The following is a 20,149-nucleotide window of genomic DNA, read 5'->3' on the forward strand; positions in this document are numbered from 1 at the left end:
ATATTATCTAGTTAGATATAAAATGCTTAAGGAGGTGAATGATTTTTGGGAAGAACTGAGATGAAGATATTGATCGGACTTCACAGAAATGTAAACGCCTTGGATAAAAAGACATCCAAGATAGCAGCGGAGTACAATTTAACCTTTAGCCAGTTTATGGTTTTAGAGGCTCTCTACAGCAAGGGAGATATGAGTGTAGGAGAGGTAAGGGAAAGAATCTTAAGCAGTGTAGGAACGATACCTCTTATAGTGAACAATTTAGTAAAAATGAACTATGTCGAAAGAATGTGTAACGAGAAAGACAGACGCGTGTGCATACTGCATCTGACGCAAGAAGGATATGATGTAATTAGTAAAATCGTACCTCGAAATGAAGCGATGATAGCAGAAAGCATGGAAGTTTTAGATCAGGAAGAAAAGGAAAAACTGCTGTATCTTTTGAAGAAAATAGGAGGAAAATTATAATGAAAAGAAAAGTGAAGACTAAAGTCAAAGGATTCAGAACAACAGATGGCGCAGGCGTAAAATTAGTAAGAGTTTTGGGGAATCTGACAACAAAAGAGTTTGATCCTATTTTAATGCTTGATTCTTTTGATAGCATTAATCCCGACGATTATACAGCAGGATTTCCAATGCATCCGCATAGAGGGATCGAAACGATCAGTTATGTATCGAGAGGTAAGATGGTTCATAGAGACAGTCTTGGGAATGAAGCGGGTATTTCAGACGGAGAAGTTCAGTGGATGAATTCGGGTTCCGGAATTATGCATGAGGAGATGGTTCCGGCGGCAGAAAGGCTTTTAGGAGTACAGTTGTGGCTGAATTTACCGGCAAAAGATAAAATGAGTAAGCCAAGTTACAATAGTATTAAAAACGAAGATATAAAGGAGATTGAAATAGAAGGAGGAAAGATAAGACTTTTAGCCGGAAAATATGGGGAACATGAAGGCTATAAAGGCGATTATCTCTCTATGGATTATTACGATATCCATCTAAATGCTGATGCAGAAGTTACACTTACGATGGAAGAGGATGATTCGGTAATGGTCTTTACACTTTTAGGAGACGTTTATATTGACGGCGAGCACATAGAGGAAAAAACAGCCGTCAAATTAACGGAAGGAGACAGTCTTACAATTAAGAACGGGAATGAGAAGGCTCAAGTTTTATATATGAATTCAAGGGCGTTGAATGAACCGGTTGCATGGGCCGGTCCGATTGTAATGAATACGCAGGAAGAGCTTCAAAAGGCGTTTTTAGAACTTAGAAGCAATACATTCATCAAAGAAACAGCAGAGTATTAATACGAACTACAAGGAAAAGTATAATGAGCAGAGGGAGAATGGAAGCCTTTAGTGATGGCGTATTAGCGATCGTTATAACAATCATGGTGCTAAAGCTTAATGCACCGAAAGATTTAACTTTGGATGCGGTAAAAGAGGTTTTCCCGACATTTTTAGCATATATTCTAAGTTTTATTTATGTGGGGATATATTGGGCAAACCATCATCATTTAATTAATATGACAGATTCAGTATCAGGTAGATTGTTATGGAAAAATTTACATTGGATCTTTTGGATGTCATTGATCCCGATGGCAACGGAATGGATGGGACTAAATCCGTATAAAAGTTTACCGGCTTTATTTTATGGAATCATACTCTTTATGTGTGCTGTCTCTTACAATATAGTCCAGGCTGAAGTTATAAAGATTAATGGAAAGGACTCTCAAATTTTCCGAAATATCGGAAATGATTTAAAAGGAAAGCTTTCTATTATCGCATATGCCGCCGCTATTATTTTTGCTTTTTATTTTCCGGTCATTTCGTATTTGATATATATTGCGATCGCTTTGACTTGGATCGTACCGGACAGCAGGCTGGAAAAAGCATGATGAAAAAGGCGCAAACGTAAATGAAAAAATGTATTGTATAAGCAGGAGGTAATCGACAGTGATAAAAATTATATATGAACAAAAAGAAAACAGAGCGGCCGCATACGATGATGAAAAATTCATTGGAGAAAGCACATATGCTAAGTCGGATAAAGTATGGATCATAGACCACACTTTTGTGGAAAAAAGTTATGGCGGACAGGGAATCGCAGGCAGATTAGTTGCTAAACTGGTTGAAGAAGCGAGAAAAAACGATATAAAAATTATTCCTTTATGTTCTTTCGCAAAAAGGGAATTTAAGTTAAAGAAAGAATATTTAGACGTACTGTTAAAGGAGGAGGCAGTTATGGGCATCATAAAATCATTAGAAAACAGAAGAACATATTATAACATTGATAAGAATCTGCCGGTTTTGGAAAAAGAGATTGAAGAAAAGATAAAGGAAGTTACAGAATTAGTGCCGGATGCATTCAATATGAAAAGTGCAAGAATCGTGCTTGCATTTGGTGAAAAACACGATCGGCTGTGGGATGAAATTTACAATGTTTTTGAGGGAAAAGTACCTCGGGAAAAAATAGATTCGTTTAAAGCCGGAGCCGGAACAGTGCTGTTTTTATATGACGAGGCAACTGTTAAGAAAATGCAGGAACAGTTCAGTACATATGCGGATAATTTTCCTGTTTGGGCAAATCAGGCAAACGGGATGCTGCAGCTTGCTGTTTGGTCTATGCTAAGAGAGTTGAATGTCGGCGCTTCGCTGCAGCATTATAATCCGGTAATAGATGCACGGGTGAAGGAAATTTTTGATATACCGGAAAACTTTAAACTGGTAGCTCAGATGCCGTTTGGAGGCATAGTCAGCGAACCCGATAAAAAAGAAAAAGAAGATATAGATAAAAGAGTAACCGTGTTAAGATAGCGGCTCATCAGAATAGAATCAAATAAAAACATAAAATCCCCCTTTTCGGATCATCCGGAGAGGGGGATTTTTGCACCGTCATAAACGAGGAAAACAGTTCGGAGAACCGAAGGAGAAAAGGAATAAAAGAGGGGAAAATAATCGTCAGAAAAAAGGGTGAAAATATGCGGAATATGGTTGACAATTATATTCCTAAATGTTAGCCTGTCTGTATAATATCGGTCTGTAAAACAGAAGCGGAAGAGCGTAGAGAAAAGGGAAAAAGAAAAATGAAAAATGAATATGGATTATGGAAAAAGGACTGAAAAAAGCGGGTTGGAGCGCTAGCACTCTGTGCAGGAATGATAATAACGGGAACGTCTGTCGCCGGAGCACAGGAGCATCCGCAGTTTACGGCGGATCAAACGGAGATACGATTGGCAAAGGAGGAGCTGCAAACGGTGCAGCTTTCTATCGAGGAATATTTGAAGGAGTGCTGGAAGAACAAACAAGAGGTGATTGATGTAAGCGCGTATAAACTGAATGAAGAAGAACTGAATAAGGTCATCTTCGGGATACATTATGAAAATCCGGAGTATTATTGGGTGTTGCGCAACACTGCTATTAATAAAGACGAGGAAACAGGCTTCGTAAAAACGTATTATCAATATTACGAGGGAACGACGGGAAAACCTCTTGACAGGAGCGAAGAACTGGAACGGGAATGGGAAGTTGTAAAGGAAAAAACGAAATATTGTAAAACGGATATAGAAAAAGCGCTGGTAGTACATGAGCACTTGTGCGATACAATCGTGTATTCTTCCAGACTGCAGGCGGCGGCTCATGACATTGAAGGCGCAATTTTTGAGAAAGAAGCTGTGTGCGAGGGATATGCGCTTGCGTATAAATATTATATGAATCGTTTGGAAATTCCGTGCAAGATCGTAAGCGGAACGTCAAATGGTCAGTCTCATGCGTGGAATCAGATTCAGCTTAACGGGAATTGGTACATGGTAGATCCGACATGGGATGATGTGGCGAACAGTCATGACGTAAAGCATCAGTATTTTTTGTGCAGTGAGAATAAGTTTCCGAATCATGTATGGAACAAGGAAAGCGAACTGTATGAAACTTGCAGCGATACGACGTATGACAATTTAGACTGGAAAAATGATCTTCAGGGAATGTACGCTTATCAGGGCGGACTGTACCGCTCTAAATCGTTGATCGTCGGCGGAAAAGAAGTGAGCGGTATATGGCGGATCGATGCGGAAAATATAGAGAAAGAAGCGGAATTAGTGCTTCCGATCACAGATCAGTGGCAGCTGAACTCTGTCAATGTAGTAAGAGGATATTCACAACTTTCTTATTATGACGGAATGCTTTACTACAATACGCCGCGGGCTGTATGGAGATGGAATTTCGATCCTGAATCAGAACCTGAGAAAGTATTTGAACTGGATCAGAGTATTCCGGGCGAAATATGGGATGCAGAGGCTGCAAACGGGAAGATTTATTACGAGACAGGCGTTTATGAAAAAGGAGAGAGACAGAAGGGGCAATATGTGTTTGACGAAGATTACCGGAAAGCAAAGCATCCGATCGCAGTAACCAAACCGGTTATGACAGTTGTAATGGGCGGTGAAAATGTGTTCCTGCAGTCGGCGGCTCCGGGGAACGTAACATATACGTCGAAGAATCCTGAGATCTGCGACGTTCAAGTTGTGTGGAAAGACGAGTCCTGTCAGCTGATTCCTAAAAAAGCCGGGGAGACGATCGTAACGGTTCATGCAGATCCGACGGATCATTATGCGGAAGGTGCGGTAGATGTAAAAGTGATCGTTAAAGAGCGGGATGATATTGAAGAAAAGATCACTCTTCAATATGAAGCCGGAGACGGAGGAAGTATAGCAGCAGTTGATGCGGCAACAGGGAAAATACTTGAAAACGGAGCAAAGATCAAACCGAATGCAGAAGTTCAGTTTACGGCGTCTCCAAATTCCGGTTATTCTGTGAAAAACTGGGTTGTAAACGGAGAAGTATATAAGGAAAACGGCATCGTTTATACAGGCATGGAATTAAAGCGCGCGATCACCGCTTCATCTGACAGCGTGAAAGTTGAATTTGTAAAAGATGAGCCGGCATTTGTGAAGGGCGATGTAAATTTAAGTGGGAAGGTCGAGATCGGCGATGTTCGTGAAGCCTTGAGAAGTATATGCAAAAAGACAGAACTGACAGCGCTTCAGAAGCAGGCGGCGGATGTAAATGAAAACGGAAACGTTGATATAGAAGATTTAAGGAAGATCTTAAGATTTGTCTGCGGAAAGATCGATCAACTGAATATGGAAGAAAGCGGGGCGTCAAAATGAAGATATTAATCATCGGCGGAGTGGCTGCCGGAACAAAAACTGCTGCGAAATTGAAACGGGAAGACAGAAATATTGATGTGACTGTGATTACGAAAGATAAAGATATCTCTTATGCGGGATGTGGTCTGCCGTACTATGTGGGCGGACTGATCGAGGGCAGGGACGAGCTGATCGTGAATACTCCGCAGAAATATTCCGCGCTGACCGGGGTTGAAGTAAGAACGGGGAAAGAAGCGGTTGCACTCGACGCAGAAAAAAAGCAAGTGACGGTGCAGGATGTACAGACAGGCGAGAAAGAAGTCTGTTCCTACGATAGATTAGTAGTTGCAGTAGGAGCATCTCCCGCGATCCTTCCGATAGAAGGAAAAGAACTGGCAGGCGTATTTAAGATGAGAACGCCTGACGATGCAGAAGGAATCCGTACATATGCAGAACAAAACAATGTGAAAAAAGCGGTTGTGATCGGAGCTGGTTTCATCGGACTTGAGGCTGCGGAGAATTTACAGGCAAAAGGAATCCAGGTGACCGTCATTGATTTTGCGGATCAGATCCTGCCGAATATTTTTGATCCTGAGATGGCGCTCTATGCGAAAAGACATCTGATCCGGCAGGGAATCCGCGTGCTTACAGGAACGAAAGCGGAGCAGATATATGAAAGAGGTACACAGGGCCGTGTGGCGGGAATTAAGACGTCTGCCGGAAATCTGCCGTGTGAAATGATCATCATGGCTGCGGGAATCCGTCCGAATACGGAGTTTTTAAATGACAGCGGTATAGAGATGTTCAAAGGAACGATTCTTACAGACGATCAGATGAAAACGAATCTGGATGATGTATATGCGGCAGGAGACTGTGTGATGGTGAAGAACCGTCTGACGGGAAAACGTCAGTGGTCACCGATGGGATCTTCGGCGAATCTGGAAGGACGTACATTGGCACAGGTACTTGCCGGAGCGCAGAAGTCGTATCCGGGAGTTCTCGGCACAGGCGTTGTGAAGCTTCCGGGTCTGAATGCCGGAAGAACAGGACTGACAGAAGCGCAGGCAAAAGAAGCGGGCTACGATGTAGTTACGGCGCTTGTTCCGACGGATGATAAAGCGCATTATTATCCGGACGCTTCGTTTTTCATTACGAAACTGATTGCAGACCGGAGTACAAGAAAACTGCTTGGCGTTCAGGTGTTTGGTCCGGGCTCTGTTGATAAGATGGTTGATATCGCAGTGATGGGATTGAATATGGGCGCGGTTCTGGATGATTTTGAAAATGCGGATTTCGCATATGCACCGCCGTTCTCAACAGCAATCCATCCGTTTGTGCAGGCTGTTTATGTATTGATGAACAAACTGGACGGTACGATCGTCAGCATGACTCCTGCGGAGTATGCCGCAGGAAAAGCAGAAGGCTATACGGTTGTCGATGTTGCGCCGGAGCCGTCGATCAGAGGAGCGGTATATGTAAACTTAGGAGCTGTAAACGGCGAAATCAAAGGACTTGGAAAAGAGGAGAAACTGCTTCTTGTCTGTGCAAAGGGCAAAAGAGGATATTTTCTTCAAAACCGGTTGCGTCATTACGGCTATACGAATACAGTCGTTCTTGAAGGAGCAACATTTTTCAATGATGTAAAAGTGAAAAATAATATAGAAGAAGCTGTCTCTAAAGAAGACGAGACGAGAGTAAAAGCGCTTGGATTTTTAAAGGATAAAAGGACGCCGGATAAATTTAACGGACGTGTGATCACAAGAAACGGAAAGATTACAGCCGAAGAAGCGCACACGATTGCCGAGGCGGCGCAGTTATACGGAAGCGGAGAAGTGACAATGACCTCTCGTCTGACGATGGAGATTCAGGGCGTTCCTTATGACAATATAGAACCGCTGCGGGAATATCTGATGCAGGCAGGACTTGAGATGGGAGGAACCGGCTCAAAAGTCCGTCCGGTTGTATCGTGCAAGGGAACGACTTGTCAGTACGGGCTGATCGATACGTTTGCATTGTCCGAAGAAATTCATGAAAGATTTTTCCATGGATACAGCGATGTGAAGCTGCCGCATAAATTTAAGATCGCGGTAGGAGGATGTCCGAATAATTGTGTAAAACCGGATCTGAATGATCTTGGAATTATCGGTCAGAAAGTTCCGTGGGTCGATCTTGAAAAGTGCCGTGGCTGCCGGATTTGCCAGGTAGAAAAAAATTGTCCGATCCATGCGGCAAAAATGGTGGACGGAAAGATTGTGATCGACGAAAATGTATGTAATCACTGTGGAAGGTGCATCAGTAAATGTCCGTTTGGTGTGACTGAAGAATTTGTTTCGGGGTATCGCGTATATATAGGCGGACGCTGGGGCAAGAAAGTAGCGCGGGGAAGATACCTTGAAAAAGTGTTTACAGATAAAGAAGAAGTGCTTGATATTGTGGAAAAAGCAATTCTTTTGTTCCGGGAACAGGGGATCACGGGAGAGCGATTTGCGGATACGGTTGAAAGACTCGGATTTGAAAATGTTCAGGAACAGCTTTTGGGAGATGGACTGTTAGCCCGCAAAGATGAAAACATAAGAGCGCAGAAACATTTGAAAGGCGGAGCAACTTGTTAAGAATTTTATAAAACGATAGAGTGCAGCATAGCGACTCATAAGACAGATTGAAGGTAAAGGGGAAAAAGAAAAATGAACAAAAACTATGAGGCATGGAAAAGAGGTTGGAAAAAACGAGCGGGCGCACTGGCGCTTTGCGGCGGAATATTGATTGCGGGGACGTCCGTCGTAGGAGCACAGGAAAACCCGTAGCAGGCGGCAGTGCAGTCAGAAGTACAGCTTGCAGAAGCAAACTCTAAAGAGAAGCTGCTTCCGTTAGATCAATATCTGAAAGACTGCTGGGCAAAGAAGCAGACGGCGATTGATTTAACCGCGTACAAAATAACGCATGAAGAATTGAACAAGGTGATTTTCGGTATCCACTATGAGGAACCGGAATATTATTGGACGATCCGAAACGATATAACCGATACAGATCCGCAAACAGGACTTTTGAAAACTTATTATCCTTATTATTCCGGCGAGACAGGAAGTCCTTTTGACCGTACGGAAGAATTGGAACGGGAATGGGAAATGGTTGAAGAGATGACGGAAAACTGTACGACTGATCTGGAAAAAGCGCTTGTAGTGCATGATCATCTGGTTAGAACAATTCAGTACAGTGCGTCATTGGGCGCTTTTGTGGCCCATGATATTGAAGGTGCCATTTTTGAGAAAAAATGTGTGTGTGAAGGATATGCATTGGCGTATAAGTATTACATGAATCGCCTGAATATTCCGTGTAAAGTAGTGAGTGGAGTTTCAAAAGGCCAGCCTCATGCGTGGAATCAGATTAAAATTAATGGAAAATGGTATTTTGTAGACGCGACATGGGATGACGGAAGCTGTGTGTTGGAGGAAAAAAGCCACCCTGTAAAACATGAATATTTCCTGAAAAGTGAGACGGAATTTTCAGATCACACATGGAACAGAGAAGGCTATGAAATTTGTAACGATACAACTTATGACAACGTAGAGTGGAAATGGGTTTCCAGAAAAATGGCCGCATATAAAGGCGGTTTATATGTTGCCGGATCATTCCCCAGAGACGGAGTGATAAAGAGCGGAATATGGAGGTATGATTCGGAAGACCCGACTCAGAAGGGAGAACTGGTCGTTGAGATCGAGGATGAGTGGCCGGTGTCACAGTATAATAAAGGCAAGGGTTGTATGGAAATTGCATATTATGACGGGATGCTTTACTACAACACTCCGAAAGCTGTATGGAAATGGAACTTTGATAAGAATACAGAGCCGGAAAAAGTTTTTGAGTTAGAAGAAAATGTTTCGGGCAGTATCTGGTATTTGCATGTAGCGGACGGCAAAGTTTATTACGAGACGTCTCTTTACGAAAAGAATGAGAAAGAAAAGCGGGAGTATGTAATTGATGTAAACTATCAGAAAGTGAAACACCCGATCGCTGTGACAAGTCCGGTAATGACAGTTGAACTGGGAGGAAATGCAAAAGAGGTATTCCTGCAGGGGGCAGCTCCGGGAATCGTGACTTTTAAAGCGAACAACCCTGACATTTGTGACGTGGAAGAGGCGTACGCAGACAGATCGTGTAAGCTGATCCCGAAAAAGGCGGGTGAAGCGACTGTAACTGTGCATGCGACAGCTACAGATCACTATTTGGAAGGCTCGGTAGATGTAAAAATTATTGTCAAAGGTGATTCAAGCACAGAACAGAAGATCACGCTTCAGTATGAATCCGGTTCAAACGGTTCTTTAAGAGCGGTTAATGCGGCAACAGGAGAAAATTTATCAAATGGAGCGCAGATTCTTCCGAATACAGAAGTTCAATTTATGGCATCTCCGAACGAAGGTTATTCTGTGAAAAACTGGACGATTAACGGAGAAGTGTACAAAGAAAACGGTCAGGTTTATACTGGTACTACTATGAAATATGCGATTACAGCTTCATCAGGCATTGTAAAAGTCGAGTTTGTAAAAGATGAAGTTGAAGTTGTCAAAGGGGATGTAAACTTGAACGGAAAGGTTGAAATCGGCGATGTCCGTGAAGCCTTGAGAAGTATTTGTAAAAAGACACAACTGACAGAAACGCAGAAACAGGCGGGAGATATAAACAAAAACGGAACTGTTGATATCGAAGACTTGAGAACAATCCTGAGAGTTGTTTGCGGAAAAGTAGAAAGCCTGTAAGTGATGTAAATAGTAAATCGATAAGAAAAGCGGATGGTGATTGAGCTGTCCGCTTTTTGTAATGGGGAAGAGACGGATATTTGAATTTAAAGTACAAAAAAATCACCGTCCCCGCGGCTCTCAAGTCCGCAAAAACAGTGATTAGAATGCGCGATCAGGGGTTCGAACCCTGGACACCCTGATTAAGAGTCAGGTGCTCTACCAACTGAGCTAAAGACGCTTATTAAATTGTGTTTATTTTGTGTATTTCCTTAACGCAAGAATTATTATACGAAACCACAGATAAAAAGTCAAGCATTATTTTATAATTTTTTTAAATTTTTTCACCAAAAAATCACTTTTCGCTTTTATCCGCATTTTTTCTATCCAACGAATCCAGCATTTTTGCCAGTTCACCTGCATTCTTATGAATTTTTTTCAAATGTCCGTCCAGTTTGCGATGCTCATAACTGAACTGCATCAGGGCTGCCTGGATTCTGCCATGCTTTTTCAGCGCCGCCATAATGCCTCTCTCCTTCTAAACAATTTTGCTCAATTGATAAAAAGAGGACAGTAGTCTCTGTCCTCTGAAGTGTTTCTTCTATATTATATGTATATCTGATACAGACTGTTACCCATTACTTCTGGCGGATCACCAGCTTGCAGATAGGATTTCCCATAGAGGAAAATTTCTCCTCATATTCAGTCATCACATTTCCTTCCATCATATCCTCCTGATGATGAAGGTCAAATGTATGTGCCAGCAGCTCCCAGCTGCTTTCCTGTACCTCTTCCAGTGAAAAGTCGAACAGATCCCTGTTATCTGTTTTAAACTCTACCAGTCCTTCCGGAACCAGAATTTTTTCATAGCGGGCAAGAAATTCCCTTGAAGTAAGCCTTCTTTTGGCATGACGGGCCTTTGGCCATGGATCGGAAAAATTCAGATAGATCTTCTGAACCTCTCCCTTTTCAAAAATGTCCGGCAATTCTCTGGCATCCACTCTCATAAATAAGAGATTATCAAATCCCTCTCCTGCCTCCTCCAGTTCCTCTCTTTTTTGAAGCGCTCGAAGAAGAACGCTGTCGTACATTTCAATTCCTACATAATTTACATCCGGATGAAGTCTTGCCATATCCATAAGGAAACGTCCCTTTCCCATTCCCACTTCTATATGAAGCGGCTGCTTCTTTGAAAAACACTCCGTCCATTTCCCCTTATGTGTTTTCGGGTCCTGTACTACATAAGCACTTTCCTGGATTGCATCCTTTGCTCCGGGTATATTCCGCAATCTCATATCTGATCTGTCCTCCTGTAAACTTAAACGTAACCCTATCATACATGTTTTTTTTCCTTACATCAAGGAAAATTTCCCCTGTATATCTTCTATAAAAACGAAATTTTATGACATATTAACAAGAAAAAGGAAAATAATAACCATAAGACTGCTGTAATTTTGTGTGGAAATTCTTGTACAAAAGGTGTATCATAGGATAAAGTTCCACAAAGGCACAAATCCTGAAACCAAAAGGAGGTTGAATATGGAACAGATACTAAATAAGCTGTCTGAAATAGAGCTTACTGCCAAACGTATTATGGAAGAAGCGGATGAAACTAAAAAGTCGCTTTCTGCAGAAATGGAACAGGAGTGCAAAGCTTTTGATGCTGCTCTGGAGAAGGAGACCAATGACAGGATACAGGAGCTGAGAAACAGTCTGGAAAAGAAAAAGGATGCAGAGATTAATACGCTCCGTCAGGAAACTGAAAAGATCCTTTCTGATCTGGATGATTTCTACAGTAAAAACCACCAACAGCTTTCAGAGAAATTATTTCAGAAACTGCTGGAACACTGAAAGGAGGCGCAGCACAGCATGGGAAATCTCCTTTCCTACAGTGGAATCTCCGCCAAAATCCGTGCTATGCAGAGTAAACTGATCACAGAAGAACAACTTCTTGAAATTCTTCAGCTTTCGGATGTTCCTCAGGTAATCGCCTACCTGAAACGTACTCCGGAATATGAAGAAGTCTGGAAGGATCTTGATGAGAATTCTCTGCACAGAGGGCAGATTGAAAAGCTTTTAAAGACATCTATCTTCCATGACTTTTCACGGATCTACCAATTTGCAAACAAAGAACAGCGCAAATTCCTGGAACTGTATTCCAAGCGGTATGAAATCCGTGTGCTGAAAGAGATCATGACTGATCTTTTTGATCACAGGGATACTGATCCGGTGGATATCACACCTTACTGTGAATTTTTCCGTAAGCATTCCCGACTGGATCTGGATAAGCTTACCGCCTGCACCACCATGGAGGAACTTATTGCTGCTCTGAAAGGGCACGAATTTTATCAGCCCCTTTCACAGATACGCAACCATGAAAACGCTTTGCTTTTCGACTATGGCATGGCTCTTGATCTGTATTATTTTTCACAGATCTGGAACGTGCGCAAAAAACTTTTTTCCGGAAATGATCTCAAAGAAATCACCACTGCCTATGGCGAAAAATTTGACATGCTGAATCTTCAGTTTATTTTCCGGTCAAAAAAATTTTTTCATATGGCGCCCGCAGACATTTATGCTCTGCTGATCCCTATGAATTACAAATTAAAAAAAGAAGAGATCAATGCTCTTGTGGAATCAACTACTTATGATCAGGCCCGCGCACTGTTCCGCAGGACTTACTATGGCAGAAAGTACGAACATCTGGAAGCTCACAACCTGGAAGAATTTTATAATGTCATGCTCCGGGATACACTGGAAAAGGAAGCTCGCAGAGATCCTTACTCTGTAGCAGTCCTTTATTCCTATCTGTATCACAAAGAGCATGAGGTCTATCGCCTGACCATTGCACTTGAGTGTGTTCGTTACGGCGTGGATCCTCAGGAAGCGCTCCAGTATATCCGTAATAATTAACATTATTATCAACCCGGAGGTAACATCGTGATTGAAAAAATGAAATTTTTGAGCATCACAGGACCAAAGGCGGACATTGACAGAATGACGGAAACCTATCTTTCCAGATATGAGATCCATCTGGAAAATGCACTTGCTGAACTGACAGAGGATGCAAATCTGTCTCCGTTTTTGGAGATCAACCCCTATCGTGAAGCGCTCACTTCCATCAGCAGTTTTTATGAACAGCTGGAAGATCCGGAAAGCATCACTCCTCAGAAAATGGACACGGAAACTGCTGTTTCTGTAGTTCGAAGAATCCAGAGGGAGTCCCGGGAATTGGAAGAAACCCGCGAAAAGCTTCATGCTCAGCATGCGGAGATGATCGATTCCCTTAAGATCATCCGTCCATTCCGAAATCTGGAATATGACGTATCCGAAATCCTGAAGCTCCAGTACATCCATTATCGCTTTGGTCGTATTGAAAAACAGTATTTTAAAAAATTCGAAAAATATATCTATGATACACTGGATACTATTTTTCTGAAATGCAGCGAGGACGAACAATATTACTATGGCGTATATTTTGTTCCCAAACACCAGGCCCATAAAGTCCATGCGGTTTATTCCTCCATGCACTTTGAACAGATTTTTGTTCCCGACTGCTATCAGGGTACTGCAAAGGAAGCTTTTTCTATTCTGGACAAGCTTCACAAAGATATCCATGCCGGTCTTGAACAGAACAAAAAAGATGCAGAAAGATTCCTTACAGACAACCGTACCGCGATCGTTTCTGCCAAGGCAGCTCTGGAAGCCTGCTCTTCCAGCTTTGACATCCGAAGGCTTGCAGCCTGCACAAAGGGAGAAAACAATACTTTCTATATCCTGTGCGGCTGGATGACCGAAAAAGATGCTCTGGCATTCCAGGAAGATATCAAGGACGACGATAAGATCTTCTGTCTGATGGAAGATGAACAGTCTCCTGCCAAAAAGACGCCGCCTACCAAGCTTCATAATCCAAAGCTTTTCAGACCTTTTGAGATGTATATTAAAATGTACGGTCTTCCCGCCTATAATGAAATGGATCCCACCTGGTTTGTGGCGCTTACCTATTCTTTTATCTTCGGAGCAATGTTCGGAGATGTAGGTCAGGGTCTTCTCCTCTTCTTTGGCGGGCTGATCCTGTATAAAACAAAACGCATGGATCTGGCAGGCATTATCAGCTGCGCCGGAATCTTTTCCACTTTCTTCGGATTTATGTACGGCAGTATCTTTGGATTCGAGGAAGTACTGCACGCATTCTGGCTGAAACCAATGACAGCCATGATGGACGTTCCTCTTGTAGGCCGTCTGAATGCCGTGTTCGTTATTGCCATTGGATTCGGAATGTTCCTTATTCTGACCTGTATGGTATTTAATATCATCAATTCTGTACGCAACCATAATACAGAAAAAACATGGTTCGACAGCAACGCTGTTGCCGGACTTGTATTTTATGGCTCTATTGCCCTTTCTGCAGTACTTCTGGTTTCCGGGAAAAAGCTTCCTGCAGCAGCAGTTATGGCAGTAATGTTCGGTATTCCGCTTCTTCTGATGTTCCTGAAGGAGCCCCTTACCAATCTGGTAGAAAAGAAAAAACAGATCTTTCCGGAACAGAAAGGCATGTTTTTTGTACAGAGCTTCTTCGAGCTCTTTGAGGTACTGTTAAGCTACCTCTCCAACACCCTTTCTTTCCTGCGTATCGGCGCCTTTGCCGTCAGCCATGCGGCTATGATGGAGGTTGTGCTGATGCTTGCCGGAGCCACGGAAGGCGGTTCCCCAAACTGGATCGTCGTTGTTCTTGGAAATCTCTTTGTATGCGCCATGGAAGGCCTGATCGTTGGTATCCAGGTTCTTCGTCTGGAATACTACGAGATCTTCAGCCGCTTCTATGCCGGAAACGGACGGGAATTTCTTCCTTTCAAAAAAAGGGAATGCCAGTAAATATATAAACAACCGGGAATTTTGTTACTGTGAGCAGTAACAAAATTTCCCCATAAAATTAATTTTATCATCAGGAGGATATTATCATGAACATGATCATTCAAATCGTAACAGCAATCGCACTGGTTCTCAGCATTATCGTACCTTTTGGCTGCTATTTCCTTGGAGAAAAAAGCAAAAAACGTTATAAACGTACATTAGCAGTAAACTGCTTTCTGTTCTTCGGCGTTATCCTTGTAGCTTCTGTCGTAATGTTTGCAGGAACTGCAAGCGTACAGGCTGCTTCCGGTGCTGAAAGCGGACTTGCTACCGGTCTTGGCTACATTGCAGCCGCTCTTGTTACAAGTATTTCCGGTCTTGGTTCCGGTATTGCCGTTGCCAGCTCCGCAAGCGCTGCTCTTGGCGCACTGAGCGAAGACGGTTCTCTTTTTGGTAAATCTATTATCTTCGTAGCTATGGCCGAAGGTATCGCTCTTTACGGACTGATCATCTCCTTTATGATCCTTGGTAAACTTTAAGAGGCATAATCTATGAAAATGTATTTAATCAGCGACAACATCGACACCTACACAGGCATGCGCCTGGCAGGTGTCGAGGGCGTAGTCGTCCATGAGCGTCAGGAACTTCGTGAAGCTCTGGAACGCACCATCGCAGACAAAGAAATCGGGATCATTCTCCTTACGGAAAAATTCGGAAGAGAATTCCCGGAAATCATTGATGACGTCCGGCTCCACCACAAAACTCCCCTGATCATTGAAATTCCTGACAGACATGGTACTGGACGGAAACCGGATTTTATCACTTCATATGTCAATGAAGCAATCGGACTGAAATTATAGGCAGGTGAAAACATGACAATCGATGAAAAACTGCAGCATTTTTATGATGTTTCCATAGAAGAGGCAAAAGAAGATGCTGCAAAAGAAATCCAGGAGCATCGGGAATCACTTTCCCAGATGCTGAATGAACACAAAGATGCCCGCAGACAGGGTGCAGAGGCAGAGATCAAGGCAGAAGCCGATCATGTCCGCAGAGAGATCAACAAAGCCCTTGCAGCAGAACAGATCACACTGAAACGTCACTGGTCAAGAAAACAGGAAGAGCTGAAAGACAATCTCTTCTCAGCAGTCAGAAAAAAAGTGGATGCATTTATGCAGTCACCGGAATATCTGGATTATCTCTGCAAACAGATCAAAAACGTTCAGGAGTTTGCAGGAACAGATCAGGTACACATTTCTCTTTCCTCCGGCGACAGTGACAAGCTGGATATCCTTACTGCAAAAACCGGCGCGGAGCTCACCCTTTCCAAAGATGATTTTATCGGCGGTGTGCGCGCTGCTATCCCGGAAAAAAATATCATGATCGACAATTCCTTCCTGGAAGAGCTGGAATCTATGCGTAAAGAATTCAAATTTGACGGAGGTCTGAGCCATGAATAAAACAGGTATTATCTATGGAATCAACGGTCCTGTCATCTACCTGAAAGGTGACCCCGGATTCAAGATCTCCGAAATGGTCTATGTAGGAAAAGAAAATCTGGTAGGCGAGGTTATCGGTCTGAAAAAAGGTATGACCACCGTTCAGGTTTTTGAGGAAACCACCGGACTCCGCCCAGGTGAAACCGTTACCGGAACCGGAGACGCCATCTCCGTACTTCTTGGACCTGGTATCATTCATAATATTTTTGACGGTATCCAGCGTCCTCTGGAAGAAATTGCAAAAACCTCCGGAAAATATATTTCCAGAGGTGTCAGTGTAGATTCTCTGGACACAGAAAAAAAATGGCACACACATATTACAGTTAAGGAGGGGGATGTTGTGGGTCCCGGCACTATCATCGCCGAGACACAGGAAACAGCCTCCATTCTTCATAAATCCATGGTTCCGCCCACCATTACAGACGGTACTGTAATCAAGGCGGCTCCCGATGGAGACTATAACATTCTGGAGCCTATCGTAACTCTCCAGCTTCCTGATGGAAGTACAAAGGAGCTGGCTCTGGCACAGAAATGGCCTATCCGTATCCCGCGTCCTACCCAGCTGCGATTCCCGGCAAGCGTTCCTCTGGTAACCGGACAGCGTATCCTGGATACCCTGTTCCCTATTGCCAAAGGCGGTACAGCGGCAGTTCCCGGTGGTTTTGGTACAGGAAAAACCATGACCCAGCATCAGATCGCCAAATGGTCTGACGCAGATATTATCATTTATATCGGCTGTGGAGAACGTGGAAACGAGATGACTCAGGTTCTGGAGGATTTCAGTAAACTGATCGACCCAAAATCAGGAAACCTGATGATGGACCGTACCACACTGATCGCCAACACCTCCAACATGCCTGTCGCCGCACGAGAGGCCTCTATTTATACCGGTGTGACACTGGCTGAATACTACCGCGACATGGGCTACGATGTAGCGATCATGGCAGACTCCACCTCCCGTTGGGCCGAAGCGCTCCGTGAGCTTTCCGGACGTCTGGAGGAAATGCCTGCCGAAGAAGGCTTCCCGGCTTATCTGGCCTCCAAGCTTTCCGCCTTTTATGAGCGGGCCGGAATGATGCAGAACTTAAACGGAACAGAAGGTTCTGTATCCATTATCGGCGCTGTATCCCCTCAGGGCGGTGACTTTTCCGAGCCGGTTACCCAGAATACCAAGCGTTTTGTCCGCTGCTTCTGGGGACTTGATAAATCTCTGGCCTATGCCCGCCATTTTCCGGCGATCCACTGGCTGACCAGCTACAGTGAATACCTGGAAGATCTTTCTCCCTGGTACCGCGCCAATGTATCTCCGAAATTTGTCACAGACCGGAATCAGATCATGGCAATCCTCAATCAGGAAAGCTCTCTGATGGAGATCGTTAAGCTGATCGGAAGCGATGTTCTTCCGGATGACCAGAAACTTACTCTGGAAATCGCCAAAGTGATCCGTCTTGGGTTCCTTCAGCAGAACGCCTTCCATGACGAAGACACCTGTGTTCCTATGGAAAAGCAGTTCCAGATGATGGAGATCATCCTTTACCTTTATGAAAAATCCCGTGCTCTTGTAAACAGGGGAATGCCCGTTTCCGTGCTGAAAGAGGACAACATTTTTGAACGGATCATTTCCATTAAATATGATGTTCCCAATAACCAGCTGGAAAAATTTGACCAGTACAGAAAAGATATTGATGAGTTCTATGACAATGTATTAAAGAAAAACGGCTGACAGGAGGAAAGTTTTTATGGCAATCGAATATTTGGGATTAAGCGAGATAAACGGCCCTCTGGTAGTCCTGGAAGGGGTAAAAAACGCCGCCTATGAAGAAATTGTTGAATTTCACATGGATGACGGCACACAGAAAATTGGCCGTATTGTAGAAATTTATGAAGATAAAGCCGTGATCCAGGTTTTTGAAGGAACTGATAATATGTCCCTGACAAATACACATACACGGCTTACCGGACATCCTATGGAAATCGGGCTGTCTCCTGATATCCTTGGACGTACCTTTAACGGAATCGGCGAGCCTATTGACGGACTTGGAGAAATTGTACCTGAAGTAAAGCTGAACATCAACGGTCTTCCGCTGAATCCGGTTTCCCGTGAATACCCACGAAACTATATTAATACAGGTATCTCTGCCATTGACGGACTGACTACACTGATCCGCGGGCAGAAGCTTCCTATTTTTTCCGGAAACGGTCTTCCACACGACAAACTGGCTGCACAGATCGTACAGCAGGCTTCTCTTGGAAGTGATTCCGATGAAAATTTTGCCATTGTGTTTGCTGCAATGGGCGTAAAATATGACGTAGCTGAATTTTTCCGCCGTACCTTTGAGGAAAGCGGCGCTTCTGACCATGTTGTCATGTTCCTGAACCTGGCAAACGACCCGGTGGTGGAGCGTCTTCTTACTCCGAAGATTGCTCTCACTGCCGCTGAATACCTTGCCTTTGAAAAGGGAATGCACATCCTGGTCATCCTGACTGACATCACCTCCTTCTGTGAAGCTATGCGAGAGGTTTCCTCCTCCAAAGGAGAAATCCCTTCCCGAAAAGGTTACCCGGGATATCTTTACAGTGAACTTGCCACTCTTTATGAGCGCGCAGGTATCGTTCAGGGCGGAACCGGATCTGTTACACAGATTCCTATCCTGACTATGCCGAATGATGATATCACGCATCCTATCCCTGACCTTACCGGATATATTACAGAAGGTCAGATTGTTCTGGACCGCCAGCTCCACGGACAGGCAGTTTATCCGCCGATCAACGTGCTTCCTTCCCTTTCCCGTCTGATGAAGGACGGCATCGGAGAGGGATTTACCAGAGAAGACCATCAGGATGTGGCAAATCAGCTGTTCTCCTGTTACGCAAAAGTAGGCGATGCCAGAGCACTTGCTTCCGTTATCGGTGAAGACGAGCTCTCTCCTCTGGACAAACAGTATCTGGTGTTTGGTAAAGCATTTGAGGCCGAATTTGTCGGACAGACAGAAACCGAAAACAGAAGTATTACTGAAACCCTTGATAAGGGCTGGGAGCTTCTGGGACTTCTTCCAAAAGAAGAGCTTGACCGAATCGATACAAAGATCCTGAACAAATACTATAAAGAAACTGTCCGCTGAAAACCGGCGAACAGAAGATCAACGGAGGTGATTTCTTGGATCCGAATACCTTTCCCACCAAGGGAAATCTTATACTTGCCAAAAACTCTCTGGCACTTTCCCGTCAGGGCTTTGAGCTGATGGATAAAAAAAGAAACATCCTTATCAAAGAAATGATGGATCTCATCGATCAGGCCAAGGATATCCAGACGCAGATTGACGAAACCTTCCGTACTGCCTACAGAGCACTTCAGAAGGCCAATATGGAAATTGGTATTGCTTTTGTGCAGCAGATTTCCTATACTGTGCCTGTGGAAAATTCCATCCGAATTAAAACACGAAGTGTTATGGGAACAGAAATTCCTCTGGTGGAATATGATGCCCAAAGCACCAATACTCCCACTTACGCCTATTACAGCACAAAGATGTCCCTGGATCAGGCCAAGGCAGAATTTGAAAAGGTTAAAGAACTTTCTATCCGGCTTTCCATGATCGAAAATGCAGCCATTCGCCTTGCCGCTAATATCAAAAAGACGCAGAAACGCGCCAATGCGCTGAAAAACATTACCATTCCCAGATATGAGACTCTTACAAAAGACATCCAGAATGCTCTGGAGGAAAAAGAAAGAGAAGAATTCACCAGACTCAAGGTCATCAAGCGAATGAAGCAGAATAACTCTTAAAGTTTCAACGATATCCACAGTTATACACAAATCCACCGGAAAGGAGAGCACTCTTCTTTCCGGTGGATTTTTTTACCATATTTCTTATAAAACTACCTGATGTTGATTTATTCATCATCAACCACAATATATTGATTTG

General features: G+C 43.6%; 18 protein-coding genes, 1 tRNA gene and 1 pseudogene. 17 read left to right on the plus strand and 3 right to left on the minus strand.

Going from position 1 to position 20,149, the window contains the following annotated elements:
* Positions 1-45 precede the first annotated feature (45 nt).
* The 8 genes and pseudogenes from RDS42_RS03930 to RDS42_RS03965 all read left to right on the plus strand — a co-directional run bounded on the left by RDS42_RS03930 (position 46) and on the right by RDS42_RS03965 (position 9,894).
* Entirely contained in the window at positions 46-465 is a 420-nt protein-coding gene (locus RDS42_RS03930) for a MarR family winged helix-turn-helix transcriptional regulator (protein ID WP_009243480.1), read from the plus strand.
* Positions 465-1,304, plus strand: a complete 840-nt coding sequence (locus tag RDS42_RS03935; protein WP_004848443.1) for a pirin family protein — start codon at positions 465-467, stop codon at positions 1,302-1,304. Before RDS42_RS03930 ends, RDS42_RS03935 begins: the two co-directional genes overlap by 1 nt.
* A gap of 23 nt (positions 1,305-1,327) precedes the next feature.
* Positions 1,328-1,894, plus strand: a complete 567-nt coding sequence (locus tag RDS42_RS03940; protein ID WP_009320141.1) for a TMEM175 family protein — start codon at positions 1,328-1,330, stop codon at positions 1,892-1,894.
* A gap of 58 nt (positions 1,895-1,952) precedes the next feature.
* Positions 1,953-2,207, plus strand: a pseudogene (locus RDS42_RS14990) (GNAT family N-acetyltransferase); the annotation flags it as partial.
* 33 nt (positions 2,208-2,240) lie between these two features.
* Positions 2,241-2,813 (plus strand): nitroreductase family protein, encoded by a 573-nt coding sequence (locus RDS42_RS03950; protein ID WP_044929488.1) that lies wholly within the window; start codon positions 2,241-2,243, stop codon positions 2,811-2,813.
* A gap of 341 nt (positions 2,814-3,154) precedes the next feature.
* Complete coding sequence (locus tag RDS42_RS03955; protein ID WP_044929440.1) at positions 3,155-5,161, plus strand: transglutaminase domain-containing protein; 2,007 nt, start codon at positions 3,155-3,157, stop codon at positions 5,159-5,161.
* A complete protein-coding gene (locus RDS42_RS03960) occupies positions 5,158-7,752 on the plus strand; it encodes an FAD-dependent oxidoreductase (RefSeq protein ID WP_004848452.1) in 2,595 nt (864 codons plus the stop codon). The genes RDS42_RS03955 and RDS42_RS03960 overlap by 4 nt, the downstream gene beginning before the upstream one ends.
* Before the next feature lie 201 nt (positions 7,753-7,953).
* Complete coding sequence (locus RDS42_RS03965; RefSeq protein WP_009243691.1) at positions 7,954-9,894, plus strand: dockerin type I repeat-containing protein; 1,941 nt, start codon at positions 7,954-7,956, stop codon at positions 9,892-9,894.
* Between the two features lie 147 nt (positions 9,895-10,041).
* Here the strand turns inward: RDS42_RS03965 and RDS42_RS03970 are convergent.
* From RDS42_RS03970 to trmB, 3 genes are all read right to left on the minus strand, one after another.
* Positions 10,042-10,114 (minus strand) — tRNA-Lys (locus RDS42_RS03970).
* Between the two features lie 114 nt (positions 10,115-10,228).
* On the minus strand, positions 10,229-10,396 hold the full coding sequence (locus tag RDS42_RS03975; protein ID WP_308782486.1) for a hypothetical protein: 168 nt from the start codon (positions 10,394-10,396) through the stop codon (positions 10,229-10,231).
* Between the two features lie 115 nt (positions 10,397-10,511).
* A complete protein-coding gene (trmB, locus tag RDS42_RS03980; RefSeq protein WP_308782487.1) occupies positions 10,512-11,168 on the minus strand; it encodes a tRNA (guanosine(46)-N7)-methyltransferase TrmB in 657 nt (218 codons plus the stop codon).
* Positions 11,169-11,412: 244 nt separating this feature from the next.
* On the opposite strand from trmB, the gene RDS42_RS03985 reads away from it, so the two are divergent.
* From RDS42_RS03985 to RDS42_RS04025, 9 genes are all read left to right on the plus strand, one after another.
* Positions 11,413-11,724 (plus strand): hypothetical protein, encoded by a 312-nt coding sequence (locus tag RDS42_RS03985; protein ID WP_308782488.1) that lies wholly within the window; start codon positions 11,413-11,415, stop codon positions 11,722-11,724.
* 18 nt (positions 11,725-11,742) lie between these two features.
* Positions 11,743-12,786 carry a V-type ATPase subunit gene (locus RDS42_RS03990; protein WP_308782489.1) on the plus strand — a complete coding sequence of 348 codons (1,044 nt, stop codon included), beginning with the start codon at positions 11,743-11,745 and terminating at the stop codon, positions 12,784-12,786.
* 27 nt (positions 12,787-12,813) lie between these two features.
* A complete protein-coding gene (locus tag RDS42_RS03995) occupies positions 12,814-14,748 on the plus strand; it encodes a V-type ATPase 116kDa subunit family protein (protein WP_308782490.1) in 1,935 nt (644 codons plus the stop codon).
* An 86-nt stretch (positions 14,749-14,834) separates the two neighbouring features.
* Positions 14,835-15,266 (plus strand): ATP synthase subunit C, encoded by a 432-nt coding sequence (locus RDS42_RS04000; RefSeq protein WP_177276548.1) that lies wholly within the window; start codon positions 14,835-14,837, stop codon positions 15,264-15,266.
* A 12-nt stretch (positions 15,267-15,278) separates the two neighbouring features.
* Positions 15,279-15,587 carry a V-type ATP synthase subunit F gene (locus tag RDS42_RS04005; protein ID WP_177276547.1) on the plus strand — a complete coding sequence of 103 codons (309 nt, stop codon included), beginning with the start codon at positions 15,279-15,281 and terminating at the stop codon, positions 15,585-15,587.
* 12 nt (positions 15,588-15,599) lie between these two features.
* Positions 15,600-16,187: a V-type ATP synthase subunit E gene (locus tag RDS42_RS04010; protein ID WP_308782491.1), complete on the plus strand. Its 588-nt coding sequence runs from the start codon at positions 15,600-15,602 to the stop codon at positions 16,185-16,187.
* The gene (locus tag RDS42_RS04015; protein WP_308782492.1) at positions 16,180-17,949 is read left to right on the plus strand and encodes a V-type ATP synthase subunit A; all 1,770 of its coding nucleotides are present in this window, start codon (positions 16,180-16,182) and stop codon (positions 17,947-17,949) included. The genes RDS42_RS04010 and RDS42_RS04015 overlap by 8 nt, the downstream gene beginning before the upstream one ends.
* A 16-nt stretch (positions 17,950-17,965) precedes the next feature.
* A complete protein-coding gene (locus RDS42_RS04020) occupies positions 17,966-19,348 on the plus strand; it encodes a V-type ATP synthase subunit B (RefSeq protein WP_308782493.1) in 1,383 nt (460 codons plus the stop codon).
* A 35-nt stretch (positions 19,349-19,383) separates the two neighbouring features.
* Entirely contained in the window at positions 19,384-20,010 is a 627-nt protein-coding gene (locus RDS42_RS04025) for a V-type ATP synthase subunit D (protein ID WP_308782494.1), read from the plus strand.
* The last annotated feature ends 139 nt before the right edge of the window (positions 20,011-20,149 follow it).

The sequence above is a fragment of the uncultured Blautia sp. genome (assembly GCF_902497045.1).
Classification (GTDB): domain Bacteria; phylum Bacillota; class Clostridia; order Lachnospirales; family Lachnospiraceae; genus Blautia_A.

Coding starts and splice junctions, on each gene's coding strand:
- RDS42_RS03935 (WP_004848443.1), top strand. CDS start 465: ATGAAAAGAAAAGTGAAGACTAAAGTCAAAGGATTCAGAACAACAGAT.
- RDS42_RS03940 (WP_009320141.1), top strand. CDS start 1,328: ATGAGCAGAGGGAGAATGGAAGCCTTTAGTGATGGCGTATTAGCGATC.
- RDS42_RS03950 (WP_044929488.1), top strand. CDS start 2,241: ATGGGCATCATAAAATCATTAGAAAACAGAAGAACATATTATAACATT.
- RDS42_RS03955 (WP_044929440.1), top strand. CDS start 3,155: ATGATAATAACGGGAACGTCTGTCGCCGGAGCACAGGAGCATCCGCAG.
- RDS42_RS03960 (WP_004848452.1), top strand. CDS start 5,158: ATGAAGATATTAATCATCGGCGGAGTGGCTGCCGGAACAAAAACTGCT.
- RDS42_RS03975 (WP_308782486.1), bottom strand. CDS start 10,396: ATGGCGGCGCTGAAAAAGCATGGCAGAATCCAGGCAGCCCTGATGCAG.
- trmB (WP_308782487.1), bottom strand. CDS start 11,168: ATGAGATTGCGGAATATACCCGGAGCAAAGGATGCAATCCAGGAAAGT.
- RDS42_RS03985 (WP_308782488.1), top strand. CDS start 11,413: ATGGAACAGATACTAAATAAGCTGTCTGAAATAGAGCTTACTGCCAAA.
- RDS42_RS03990 (WP_308782489.1), top strand. CDS start 11,743: ATGGGAAATCTCCTTTCCTACAGTGGAATCTCCGCCAAAATCCGTGCT.
- RDS42_RS04000 (WP_177276548.1), top strand. CDS start 14,835: ATGAACATGATCATTCAAATCGTAACAGCAATCGCACTGGTTCTCAGC.
- RDS42_RS04005 (WP_177276547.1), top strand. CDS start 15,279: ATGAAAATGTATTTAATCAGCGACAACATCGACACCTACACAGGCATG.
- RDS42_RS04010 (WP_308782491.1), top strand. CDS start 15,600: ATGACAATCGATGAAAAACTGCAGCATTTTTATGATGTTTCCATAGAA.
- RDS42_RS04015 (WP_308782492.1), top strand. CDS start 16,180: ATGAATAAAACAGGTATTATCTATGGAATCAACGGTCCTGTCATCTAC.
- RDS42_RS04020 (WP_308782493.1), top strand. CDS start 17,966: ATGGCAATCGAATATTTGGGATTAAGCGAGATAAACGGCCCTCTGGTA.